Consider the following 13004-nt stretch of genomic DNA (forward strand, 5'->3'; position numbering starts at 1 on the left):
GGAACATAGAAACAAGTATAGTAGATTGATCTTTGCAATTTAAAAACAAGCACATAGAAGTAGTAGACTTGGTATCAAAAAAATTTTGAAATCAAGTCTTTTCGCTTTTTAGTGATAGTCTGTATGGAAACAAAATCCAAATAATATGAAAAAGAGCTACCTGAGATGTGGTTTTACCAGCATTTCTCTTTAAATTTATGAAGATGCCGTCTGCTATAAAGAAGAAAGATGAACGAAAATGATTCAAACTAAAACGGTTGTTTGAAATGGTATAAATAAAATCTAGTCAAGGGAGCTTATCGACAAGATCCTTGACTGAGGCTCATAAACAGAAAACAGTACAGCTAAACCAGTATCCATATGAACAAAAATAAAATTGATTTCGGGACACTTGCCATACATCAGGAACACTCTGATGGTAAACATGCGCATATTGCTCCTATTTATGCTTCTTCAACCTTCACCTTTGATAGTGCTGAACAGGGAATGCGTAGATTTGCAGGCGAAGAAAAGGGATACATCTACTCGCGTTTTGGCAATCCAACGACAGATGCAACAGCAGACGCCATTGCTGATCTCGAAACTTGGAACATTGTCAATCCTGATGGCACTCCACTGCGTGCACAGGCCTTATTAACCTCCAGTGGACAGTCGGCAATGGCAACCTTATTCTTGTCCTGTCTAAGTGCTGGTGATGCTATACTAGCTACTTCCTCTTTGTATGGTGGTACACACGAGTTTATAAGTAAGTTACTTCCTCGTTTTGGGATAAAAGTCTATTTTCTATCGATGACCGATATGAATCAAGTTGAAGATCTTTTAAAGGCAAATCCAGAAATAAAATTGGTTCACTTTGAGTCTCCTGCTAATCCAACCATGCAATGCATAGACATGGAACAGCTAGTTCAGATGTCAAAAAAATATAACAAACTCGTCTCCGTCGATAATACCTTTGCGACACCTTATCTACAACAACCATTTAAATATGGAGTAGATTTTGTTTTTCATTCCACGACCAAATTTCTGAATGGGCATGGTAATGCCATTGGTGGTGTGCTGATCGGTCGAGATCATCAAGCGATGAATACACATATTCATCAAACCCATAAACTACTTGGGGTCAATAGTAACCCATTTGATGCCTTTTTAGTATTACAAGGCATCAAGACTTTACCGCTTCGTATGGAACAACATTGCCAAAATGCGATACAAGTGGCTAACTTTCTGAATGAGCATCAAGAAGTCCTACAAGTACATTATAATGGGCTTCCTTCTCACCCAGATTATGCTATTAGTAACAAGCAGATGCGTCATGCAGGCTCGGTGATGAGTATTGAGCTTAAAGGTGGTTATCAAAAATCCATTGACCTGATCAATAAACTTCAAATCTGCACCCGAGCGGTTTCGATAGGTACTGTAGATACACTGGTCTCTCACCCAGCCTCGATGTCTCATGCTGGAGTTCCAAGAGCAATCAGACTACAAACAGGGATTACAGATGGACTTATCCGCATTAGTGTGGGATTGGAATCTATTCAAGATATCATCTCCGATTTTGAACAAGCGCTTCGGTAAATGTTCCTTATCCATCTGAGAAATGAAATACACAAACCAAATTGACTCTTGAAAGTTAAAATCTGTTAAAAACAGAACCTACTTGTATCTATTTTAAAATTTCAATCGTTTAGGTAGTATTCATAATTTAGGTTAATAATTTGGTTAGTTAAAACGCCTGTAGTTCCCCACTGCAGGCGTTTTTCGTATCTATTTTTCTTCATTCCATAGGCTAAATACTGAATTTTGTATGTTATATCAAATTCTTGTTAGCAGTGATCATTGAAAAAAGCACTTAGATTCCTGATTAACGCTTATTAAATCAGGAAGTTTTCAATTTTTTTCAACCAAAAATAATTATATTGCAGCTTCAATCTAAGTCGAAATACGATCATACAAATCTATTCCAATATGAATTATTGTCAAATCCTACGTGTATACGTACTTGTTTTATTAGGCCTGGTTCTATTTACAAATGCAGAGGCTAAATCAGCAAAAATAGATGAACCACCCATGTTTTGGACCTGGTTAGGATATAGTCCAACCATGAACTTTGATTCCGTCTGTAATGAAATTCACGCTTTAGGCATTGATGGTATTATGCTCAATGCCCCTACTCCCGATGATTATCGCGTTGCCATTCCCATAGCGCAAAAATATGGAATTAAAATAGTGGCTTGGCTCTGGACGATGAATCTGGAACATGATCGAGAAAAAATATTGAAAGAGCATCCAGAATGGTTTAGTGTCAATAGAAATGGAAAAAGTCTAGCCGATACAACCGCTTATGTTGGGTATTACAAATTTTTATCCCCTGTATTGCCTGAGGTTAGAGACTATATAAAAAAGAGAGTTGAGTCTTATTGTGCCATAGAAGGGTTAAGTGGTATATCGATCGATTATCATCGGTATGTAGATGTTGTTTTACCAACAACACTATGGCCTAAATATAACATTGTACAGGATCGCGAATATCCAGCTTGGGATTTTGGATATCACCCGGTAGCCATTCAAAAGTTTAAAGCACAATATGGTTATGACCCTCGTGAGCAGAAAGATCCTTCTAAAGATCTCAAATGGAGACAGTTTCGATGTGATCAAATCACTGAAGTCGCCAATATGATTGCTGATGTCGTACATGCGAGTGGAAAAACAATGGCGGCATCTCCGTTTCCTACACCTAAAATGGCTTCACGAATGGTAAGACAAGATTGGGGAAAATGGAAGCTCGATATTGTTTTCCCAATGGTCTATAGTAATTACTATACAGAAGATGTAAGTTTTATTACAGACTGTACGATCGAAAATAGCCAAGATAAAAACCAAATGACAAATTTATACTGTGGACTTATGGCAAGTAATAGTGACGCCATGTTTACGGATATGGACGCTGCATTAAACCATGGTGCACAAGGTATTTCTATCTTTACGGTAAACGGTATACGTGACCCGGAAATCAAAAGAAAATTCAAAAATTATACGGATCAGGCGAAGGCGAAAAAAGCAGCTAACCATGGAGTAATGCCCATCGTTGGTCAAAATACTGTTGAAAAAGATCCATTTAAAAAAGAAGGAATCATGCAGCTGATTCATACTAAAATTCAAAAACTAGTTGCAAATTCTGACGAAGAAACCAACCTTCCTACCATAGCACTATCTAAGTTTAAGAAAGTTGATGCTTATGATGTAACACAGCGATACTTGGTAGAGGACAAATTAAGCAAAAAGAAATTTCATGTTACTTTTTACTTTTATGGTGGCATACTTTCCGGCTGGAATGTGGATGCTACATCCTAATTGTTAAATAACAACAGCAAATCTGTAGATCGATCTTAACTTCATTTGCTAACGAACAGGTAGATTATTGACCCCATTCCTGGAATTTTTCAATCATCTACCTGTTCAATAATGCCGTTTCACCTCTCTTTTAGTGCTATCGCATCATCAAAATGAATCTATAAGTACATACATTGGAAATAATTATCGACGCAGTCAAGGTTAAATGATAGCGTTGGTTTTTAAATTCCATGGAAGTATCATACGGATATTTTTCTGTGTAAGATATAGTCTGTACAACCCAATCCATATGTAATATCTCCTTTTATATAGTAGGAAAGAAATTATCCCTCCATATCAAAAGAATAAAAATGAAACCTTATATTTACAAGAAAGGATACTAGAAATGCTATATGCAGATACTTTTTAATCATGTATACGCATTTCCATTTTCCCACCCTATTCGACGTAAAGATTCATTTAAACGCATACGTTGTATAGCATTCCAAGTGCATTCCATACATAAAGCATATTAAAATAACGAGAGATGTCAGAAGAAAAAGAACTTAAAATAGCCATCTTGATTGATGCCGATAATATCTCGTATAAAAAAATAGAAGAGATATTAAACGAGGTTAAAAGATATGGGGTGCCCACGATCAAGCGGATTTATGGTGATTGGACAAGCCCTTATGTAGAAAACTGGAAAGACAGCCTCTTGACACATGCGATCACACCCATTCAACAATATAGTTACACCCAAGGTAAAAATTCCACGGATTCTGCTTTAATTATCGACGCTATGGACATCCTGCACTCGGATCGCGTAGATGGCTTCTGTATCGTTTCCAGTGATAGTGACTTTACACGTTTAGCAACAAGATTAAGAGAATCGGGCAAATTGGTTATTGGTGTTGGGGAACGGAAAACTCCAAAACCCTTTATTTCTTCTTGTGATAAATTTATCTATGTAGAGATTTTAGAGAAAGAAGTTAAAAAGAAAGCTATCAAAAAGAAAAATAATACGGTACCCAACACCACTCCTATTCCAGTTGAACAAAACAAGATTTCCTCCTTGGATGAAGAAACACTTGAATTATTGAAGGATACAGTAGATGATACTGCTGATGAAAACGGATGGGCTTTTTTAGGAGAAATAGGAAGTCTATTCAATAAAAGAAAACCAGATTTTGATGCTAGAAATTATGGTTACGCAAAAATATCGCATCTTTTTAAAGCTTATAAAGAGGATTTCGAAATAGAAGAAAGAAATACGGAAAAATCAAGAATAAAAAACTACTACATCAGAAATATCATCAACAAATCCGTCAATCAAATAGCAACAAAAGCGGCTTTTGAACCCGTAGACATAACTGTCAGTCCACAAAAAAGCAAGAAGTTCACCGATAAATCGCACAATCAAGCGACAACAAAACCTACCGTGGAATCCTTGGAAACTATTGTTATTTCATCAAAGGATAATCAGGTTACTAATACACCAACCCATCAAGCGACAGCAAAACCGACTTCGGAATCTTTAGAAACCGCTATTATCCCCTCTAAAGGCAACCATATCACGAGCGAAGATGTTAGTAAACATCAAATTAGAATTACGAAAGATTTAAAATCGTTATTTCCAAACAAAACAAAAAAGATTAGAGTACTGATAAAAAATGAGCATGAATGTGCCTTTTCTTATCGACGAGATCGATCGCATGTCCTGAGTTTGGGGCAAGCTGCTGCGGAAGAGTTAGGGCTAGAAGTCGGTGCCACATTTAAACTAATCAAGTTAGGGGAACTTTCTTACCAGCTAGAGAAAAATAGTTAATTATTGTAAAAAACAAGAACATTTATATTTTTGGCACAGCATTTGAATTAACTTAGATTCATAATTTAGGTTAATAATTGGTTAGTAAAAATGCCTCAGGCTCCCCGCCTAAGGCATTTTTTTATTTTTACCTTATATGTGATATTACACCAATTGTTTCAAGGCAATTTCATAAGCTGTTGATGAAATATGTGTTTTAGATTCCGAAACGGTTCTGATATTTTTGATTGCTTGTTCAATAATGCGTGAAACATCTGAGAAAATAGCATCGTCACTAATTTCTACATTTGGTTGCATCAAATAGGCAAATACACGCGCCATACCACAGTTGGCAATAAAATCCGGAATAACAGATACTTGCGTATCGGCATATTCCATCACAGGTCCATAAAATATTTCACGGTCTGAAAATGGAACATTGGCTCCTGAAGCAATGACTTCCAGTCCGTTTGCCACCATTTCACTCACTTGTTCTTTTGAAACCAATCGAGAAGCTGCTGCAGGGATAAAAACTTCAGCAGCAATACCCCAAATCTGTTTATTCACTTCTTCAAAAGGCATTAAATCTGGGCTCGTCAGTGCGTTTCCTTTTCTGTTCAAAAAAAGTGACGTGATTTCTTCTTCCGTAAAGCCAGCAGCATTGATCAATCCGCCAACACGGTCTATGATACCCACGATCTTCACTCCCATTTTACTGAGATAAAAAGCCGCAGCTGCAGCGACATTCCCCCATCCTTGAATAATGGCTCTTTTACCTGCACAATCTGAACCATATAGGCTATAAAAATGTTTAACAGCTTCTGAAACACCAAAGCCCGTAATCATGTCCGCAATTTTATATTTGCGTTTCATATCCGGACTATAAGCCGGATCTTCCAATACTTTAGAAACACCATACCGCAGCTGTCCGATTTGATGGATTCTTTCATTTTCGCGGACATTAAAATGTCCATTCAAGACACCTTCTTGTGGATGCCAAAGACCATATTGCTCGGTCAGCGGGATGACATCGTGAATTTCGTCTACATTGAGATCTCCACCAGTTCCATAATAGTTTTTCAATAAAGGAGTGACGACTTTAAACCATCGATCCAAAACCCCTTGTTTACGTGGGTCAGATGGATCGAAGTTAATACCCGATTTTGCTCCTCCAATGGCAGGGCCAGAGACGGTAAATTTAACTTCCATCGTCTTTGCTAAAGATTCCACCTCATTTTTATCCAAACCCAAACGTATACGAGTACCTCCTCCTGCTGCCCCTCCCCGCAGAGAATTAATAACGACCCAACCTTCAGCTTCTGTTTCGTTGTCTTTCCATTCAAATACAATCTCTGGCCTTTTACGTTCAAAAGCTTGCAATAAATCTTTCATGTCTTTCATATTGGCAATGCATATATTTTTTTATTGTTCAACTATTTATAGATTTCCTCGTTTCGCTTGTTCTCTTTCTATGGCTTCAAACAGAGCTTTAAAATTCCCAGCCCCAAAACTCTGAGCGCCCTTACGTTGAATGATTTCAAAAAACAAAGTCGGTCGATCTTCCACTGGCTTTGTAAAAATTTGCAATAGATATCCTTCATCATCACGATCAACAAGAATTCCCAGATCTTGGATGATTTTGATTTCTTCATCAATCTCACCTACACGTTCAGGTAACATATCGTAGTATGCTTCAGGAGGTGCACCTAAAAACTCTACTCCTCGAGCTTTCAACGCTTTTACCGTTTTAACGATATCTTTTGTTGCCAAGGCTGCATGTTGTACACCTTCTCCTTCATAGAATTCCAAATATTCTTCGATTTGGGATTTCTTCTGTCCTTCTGCAGGTTCGTTAATCGGAAATTTGACATAGCCATTTCCATTACTCATCACCTTGCTCATGAGTGCAGAATATTCGGTATTAATTTGTTTATCATCAAAGGACAGGACATTCACAAAACCCATCACTTGTTGATACCATTCCACCGTCTCATTCATCTTGTTCCAGCCCACATTTCCTACGCAATGATCAATGTACAGCAATCCCACTTCTTCGGGCTGATAGTCACTTTCCCAAGCTTCATAACCCGGTAAAAAAGAACCTGTATAATTTTTACGTTCCACAAAAAGATGGACTGTTTCTCCATAAGTATAAATACCGGAAGTACACACTTCCCCATATTCATCCTTCAACACTTGAGGTTCTTGATAAACTTTGGCTCCTCGTTTTGTTGTCTCCTCAAAAGATTTTGTTGCATCATCTACCCATAGGGCAAGAATTTTGACCCCATCACCATGTTTTTTGACATGTTCGGCTATGGGGTGATCCGACCGAAGTGCAGTGGTTAATACCAATCGGATCTTCCCTTGTCTCAAGACATAAGAAGCACGATCGCGTACACCTGTTTCAGGCCCTGCATAAGCTTCGGATTGAAATCCAAAAGCTGTTTTATAAAAATGTGCAGCTTGCTTAGCATTCCCCACGTAGAATTCGATGTAGTCTGTTCCATTAATGGGAAGGAAATCTTGTGCTAAGGCTATTTTTTCAGCAAAAGTTTGTTGTTTCATAGTTTCTGTATTATTTATTTTTTACTCACTCATCCAGGATTTAAAATAATCTGGATCTTCAATCTTCAAGGCTTCTTCGGTTAACATCAGCGGTCTAAAAGGATCGATCATCACCGCAAGTTCTTCTGTCAGTTTTTGTCCGATACTTTTTTCTACTGTACCTGGATGTGGTCCATGTGGTATCCCTCCCGGATGTAGGGTGATCTGTCCCCGTTCCACACTTTTGCGGCTCATGAAATCGCCATCTACGTAATACAAGACCTCATCGGAATCGACATTGCTATGGCTATAGGGTGCAGGAATAGATTGCGGATGGTAGTCGTAGAGTCTTGGACAGAAGCTACAGACCACAAAACTGTCGGTTTCAAAAGTTTGATGTACGGGAGGAGGTTGATGCAATTTGCCCGTAATGGGCATAAAGTCATGGATAGAAAAAGCCCAAGGATAATGATAGCCGTCCCATCCTACAAAATCAAATGGGTGACTGCCATATATATACGGATAAATCAACCCTTGCTTCTTTATTCTGATCTCAAAATCACCGAATTGGTCGTTCGTTTCTAACTGCACAGGTTTTCTCATATCTCGCTCATAGAATGGCGCATGCTCCATCAATTGTCCAAATTCATTGCGATAACGTTTAGGTGTGCGAATAGGTGAAAATGATTCAATAATAAATAGCCGGTTGTCTGGACTATTAAAATGGATCTGATAGATGACACCTCTTGGAATGACGATATAATCACCATAACCAAAAGGAATTTGGCCGTATCCTGTCTTGAGTACGCCTGTACCTTCATGGATAAATATAATCTCATCCGCTTGACTATTCTTATAAAAATAGTCCGTCATTGACTTTCGTGGGGCAGCCAACGAGATGTGAAGATCTTGATTGACCAGAACAGGAGTGCGACTTTCTAAGTAATCGTCCTTTGGTGAAACAGCAAAGCCCTTTAGGCTGGTGTGTTTCAAATGTTTGTCTCGGACAATCTTTGGGGATACATCATAAGGTTCCTGAATTTGCTTCACTAATGTCGGTGGATGGCAATGGTAAACCAATGAATAGGTGCTCGAAAAACCGTGAGTAGAGACTAATTCTTCGGAATATAGTGCACCATCCGGTTTTCTAAATACGGTGTGTCTTTTAGGAGGAACTTCCCCCAATTGATGATAAACTGGCATATGGGAATCAATTAAAAATGTTAAAAGATATATTTTTGCAGAACTTGTTTAACAATTCATTCTGGCACAGAAAAAAGAGAGGAAACAGAAATTAGTACTGTGCAAACACCACATCAGCAATCAACGCCTTCACGAAAGCGTTCATACCGAGCATGACTCTTGAATATTGGAGTCCGTTGATGTTCATAATTGGATTATTGATTATATCAAATGTAATATTTTAATTTTGAATATTTAAAAAAATAAACAAAAAAATATAGCTGAACTTCCTATATTTATGCCCATCCTACTTATGCGTAACGAAAAAGCTTATTATAATTAGATAAGCTAAAAAAGGTAATAAGAAGGAAACCAATTTGCACAATATAGCATCTAGATTATGAAACTTGTTACCTGTATTCAAGAAGAAAAAGAGTCTTTGGGTTTTGTGGTTGATACCAACATCCATTTATGCAGACAAATAAATTCGAGCTTTCCTGATTCCATGCAAGCTTATTTGCACACAGATGAGGAAACTAAAGTACAGATGAAACATGCTTATGATATGCTTTGTTCAGCTACCCAAACGATAGCCCCTCTTACTGTTAACAATACAACTTTACGCGCTCCTGTTCCTTATCCAAGTTCGCTAAGAGATGCTTATGCTTTTCGTCAACATGTGGCTACCTCTCGTAGAAATCGCGGTTTAGCAATGATTCCTGAGTTTGATCTATTCCCTGTATTCTATTTTTCTAATCATCGTGCTATTTGTGGACCTGGAGAAGTCGCCTGTATGCCCAAGCATTTTGATAAACTTGATTTTGAATTGGAGGTGGCCGTGGTATTAGATAAACAGGGGAAAAATATCTGTGCTGCAGATGCTGACACCTATATTGGTGGCTATATGATCATGAATGACCTGAGTGCCAGAACACTGCAAATGGAAGAGATGAAACTCAACCTAGGTCCTGCTAAAGGCAAGGATTTTGCAACGGTTATCGGACCTTGGTTGGTCACTCCGGATGAACTTGAAAAGTATCGTGTCGCTACTGCTGCTGGTCATATTGGTGCCACTTATAATCTGGAAATGACTTGTTATGTCAATGGCCAACTGGTTTCAAAAGGAAATCTAGCCGATATGGATTGGACGTTTGCTGAAATTATCGAACGGGTTTCCTATGGCGTTGAGATGTTTCCTGGTGATGTGATCGGATCGGGAACAGTCGGAACCGGTTGTTTCTTAGAACTCAATGGTACGGGTAAACTAAACAACCCGGTGTACGAAGAACAATGGTTGCAGGCTGGTGATTCCGTCCTTATGGAGGTAACGGGGTTGGGACAGTTATACACCAAAATTATTGCACAGCACGAAGATTAATTACGATTGCATTTAGACCTATTTTTACGATGCCACTAAAAAAAACAACTGTTATCGATCCAATAGCACAACAAGCTATTTTTGACAATCTAATCAAATATGCTGTAGCACCGCGTCCTATTTGTTTTGCCAGTACGATAGATGCTGCTGGTCAGGTCAATCTGAGTCCTTTTAGTTTCTTTAATTTCATGTCGCAACAACCTCCGATTTGTGTTTTTTCACCATTGAGACGCATGCGGGATGGATCTACAAAACACAGCCTTGAAAATATAAAGGAAGTTCCTGAAGTGGTGATCAATATCGTCAACTATGCGATGGTACAACAGCAGTCTCTTGCCAGTACAGAATATGCCAAGGGTATCAATGAGTTTGAGAAATCAGGGTTCACTCCCATTCCATCAACACATATCACACCACCTCGCGTAGCCGAATCTCCTGTACAATTGGAATGTAAAGTTCGCGAAATCATCAGTTTAGGTGATGGTCCTGGAGCAGGTAACTTAGTCATTGCGGAGATTGTATGTATGCATATTCATGAAGAATTAATGAATGAGCATCATCAAGTAGCACAAGATTCGCTCGATCTTGTCGCGCGATTGGGGGACAATTGGTATTGTCGTGTCACCAAAGACAACTTATTTGAAGTACCAAAACCTCTGCGCAATTTAGGTATTGGAGTAGATTGTTTACCAGAACATATCCGTTTGTCCGAAGTCCTGACAGGCAATCATTTGGGTATGCTCGCAAATGTTGAACAATTACCGACTCGAATAGCAGAAAATATAGGGATCGAAGATCAGGTGATACAATCATTGGTAGACCACTCCTTTGCTGATGTGCAGGAAAGAAGTAAAAAACTTCATCAATATGCTGCCAAGCTTTTGGATCAAGGTGAGGTGACCAAAGCTTGGCAGGTATTATTACTGGGCTACTAGTAAAGCAATCTGCTGATCTTTTGCTAATCGAATTCCATCCTGAATAAGCTTGGTCAATTGCGGTTGATCTGTTATAATATCATGAAGTCGTTGTTCGATTTGTATCGCCAATGATTGATCTTGATCATGTATTGCGATTTCCAGCATTTCAACAAGTGCCAACCAATCTGTTGGATAATTGGCTATTATATGTTTATAAAGTTCCGTCAGTGTTATTATAGATCCATTATTGATGCGTCTTTGACGGATGAGGCTATATAGTTGATCTCTCTCTTTTGTTTGATCATCCTGTTCATGTAAGATGGTTTTGAGTTCAGAAACAGAGGCATCTTGTTCATACGCTGCTTTATCTGCCGCTCCACAAAACACCGAGACAATCCGTTCACCTACAGCCATATCATAAGTTCCCCAGGCTGGATCAAATAAGGTTTGACAGTTTCTATTGTCGATGACCTGACAAGGATAAAAAGAGATCAGTTGTATTTTGTTATCTTGCTGTACTAAGGATTTTACGACTCCTCTTACCTCAATACCAGAAGTAAATGTCAATATTGTTTGTTGATCGGCTATAATTCCATGTTCCATTAAATCAACCTCATCAAAATCTTCTAATGCTTTATGAGTACCAAGCAAACGCCCTACAGGCGAACCAAAACCTTCAGCATGATATGTTTTACCATGCCCTTCTAGTTGTTTATCATGAACTGCCAATGCCGTAGGTCCAGTTGTTTGAATATATTCGATTTCATTGGCAACAATACCTGTTTGAAACAATCCGGAAACCTGTAAACCGGAACGGTAAACGATTGTGCATAAATTCTTACAAGCAATCGCTTTTTCCAAACCTATTTTCCCTCCTACACGAAAAGCCATTGTATTGGCAAATTGATCCAATACCTTTCGTAAATGTGTAAAATCTGGCGTAACAAATAATTGGGGTTGTGGTTTCGTAATATCGTAAGCGTAATTCAAAGCCCCTAAAGAATACGGTAATTTAGGTACTTCTTTTCGCATACAGGATACACTCTCTCCTATCGAAGAAAGTAATCCGGCACCATAAATTTTAGGGTCATCTACTGTACCAATCAATCCATATTCCACGGTCCACCAATGTAGTCTGCTCAATAAAGCCATTTCGGAAGGTGCTCCCATATTTTCCTGGATATGCTTAAGCTTTCCTTCAGCTTCGCAAATTAAAGCTGTTGTAGCCGTACTGCTTTCTTTTAAAATAGAAAGATGTCGAATCGCTTCGTATAATTCGAAATCTTTCGCTGAAAACATTGCTTTTGTACCGATTTCTCCAAAATATTGTAGGTATTCCGCATATTCAGGTTCTCCAATGATGGGTGCATGACCTGAAGATTCATGTATGATATCTGGTGCAGGTGTATATTCAATATGTTCTATTTGACGGATATCAGCAGCGACGACCAATACACGATAGGCTTGAAATTCCATAAAAGCTGCAGGAGGAATAAATCCATCCACAGTAGCTGCTCCCCATCCAATCTGTTTGAGACTGTCATTCATGGCTTGCAAATTTGGAATCTCTTCAATCGTAAGACCTGCTTTGCGAAGTCCCGGGATATAAGGATAGTAGGCTATGTCTTTCAAATAGGCATAGTTTTGTCTCATGACATAGCGCCATACGGCTTGATCTAAAGCTGTATAACGTTCATATTGTTGTGGTACTATATACCGTTTGAGATGTAGGGGTAGATGATGTAATACCGGATTACCGTATGTTTCCATTTGTAAATAAGCTATAGACAAATTTAGTTTTTTTACCACAGGTAAACTAAAGAATATGAAGCTTTTACAAGGA

General features: G+C 38.5%; 9 protein-coding genes. 5 read left to right on the forward strand and 4 right to left on the reverse strand.

The features are described 5' to 3' along the window. Positions 1 to 360: 360 nt before the first annotated feature. The 3 genes from LZQ00_RS10230 (at position 361) to LZQ00_RS10240 (ending at position 5158) form a co-directional block, all read left to right on the forward strand. Complete coding sequence (locus LZQ00_RS10230; protein WP_234509185.1) at positions 361 to 1575, forward strand: trans-sulfuration enzyme family protein; 1215 nt, start codon at positions 361 to 363, stop codon at positions 1573 to 1575. A 390-nt stretch (positions 1576 to 1965) separates the two neighbouring features. Then, positions 1966 to 3351 carry a family 10 glycosylhydrolase gene (locus LZQ00_RS10235; protein ID WP_234509186.1) on the forward strand — a complete coding sequence of 462 codons (1386 nt, stop codon included), beginning with the start codon at positions 1966 to 1968 and terminating at the stop codon, positions 3349 to 3351. A gap of 526 nt (positions 3352 to 3877) precedes the next feature. Then, positions 3878 to 5158 (forward strand): NYN domain-containing protein, encoded by a 1281-nt coding sequence (locus LZQ00_RS10240; protein ID WP_234509187.1) that lies wholly within the window; start codon positions 3878 to 3880, stop codon positions 5156 to 5158. A 144-nt stretch (positions 5159 to 5302) separates the two neighbouring features. Here LZQ00_RS10240 and LZQ00_RS10245 read toward each other — a convergent pair whose 3' ends face one another. Genes LZQ00_RS10245 through LZQ00_RS10255 form a run of 3 tightly spaced genes read right to left on the reverse strand, consistent with a single transcriptional unit; the run spans position 5303 to position 8887 of the window. Continuing rightward, a complete protein-coding gene (locus tag LZQ00_RS10245; protein WP_234509188.1) occupies positions 5303 to 6529 on the reverse strand; it encodes a Glu/Leu/Phe/Val dehydrogenase dimerization domain-containing protein in 1227 nt (408 codons plus the stop codon). 45 nt (positions 6530 to 6574) lie between these two features. Further along, positions 6575 to 7705, reverse strand: a complete 1131-nt coding sequence (gene hppD / locus LZQ00_RS10250) for a 4-hydroxyphenylpyruvate dioxygenase (RefSeq protein ID WP_234509189.1) — start codon at positions 7703 to 7705, stop codon at positions 6575 to 6577. Between the two features lie 21 nt (positions 7706 to 7726). Further along, positions 7727 to 8887 carry a homogentisate 1,2-dioxygenase gene (locus LZQ00_RS10255; protein WP_234509190.1) on the reverse strand — a complete coding sequence of 387 codons (1161 nt, stop codon included), beginning with the start codon at positions 8885 to 8887 and terminating at the stop codon, positions 7727 to 7729. A 379-nt stretch (positions 8888 to 9266) separates the two neighbouring features. Between LZQ00_RS10255 and LZQ00_RS10260 the strand changes: the two genes are divergently transcribed. Both LZQ00_RS10260 and LZQ00_RS10265 read left to right on the forward strand, forming a co-directional pair. Beyond that, positions 9267 to 10244 carry a fumarylacetoacetate hydrolase family protein gene (locus tag LZQ00_RS10260; RefSeq protein WP_234509191.1) on the forward strand — a complete coding sequence of 326 codons (978 nt, stop codon included), beginning with the start codon at positions 9267 to 9269 and terminating at the stop codon, positions 10242 to 10244. Between the two features lie 29 nt (positions 10245 to 10273). Beyond that, complete coding sequence (locus LZQ00_RS10265) at positions 10274 to 11179, forward strand: flavin reductase family protein (RefSeq protein WP_234509192.1); 906 nt, start codon at positions 10274 to 10276, stop codon at positions 11177 to 11179. On the opposite strand, the gene LZQ00_RS10270 is transcribed toward LZQ00_RS10265, so the two are convergent. Next, entirely contained in the window at positions 11165 to 12931 is a 1767-nt protein-coding gene (locus tag LZQ00_RS10270; RefSeq protein ID WP_234509193.1) for an aromatic amino acid hydroxylase, read from the reverse strand. The two genes, LZQ00_RS10265 and LZQ00_RS10270, sit on opposite strands and share 15 nt — an antisense overlap. Positions 12932 to 13004 lie beyond the last annotated feature (73 nt).

Origin of the sequence: Sphingobacterium sp. SRCM116780, from assembly GCF_021442025.1 — a bacterium.
Taxonomy (GTDB): domain Bacteria; phylum Bacteroidota; class Bacteroidia; order Sphingobacteriales; family Sphingobacteriaceae; genus Sphingobacterium.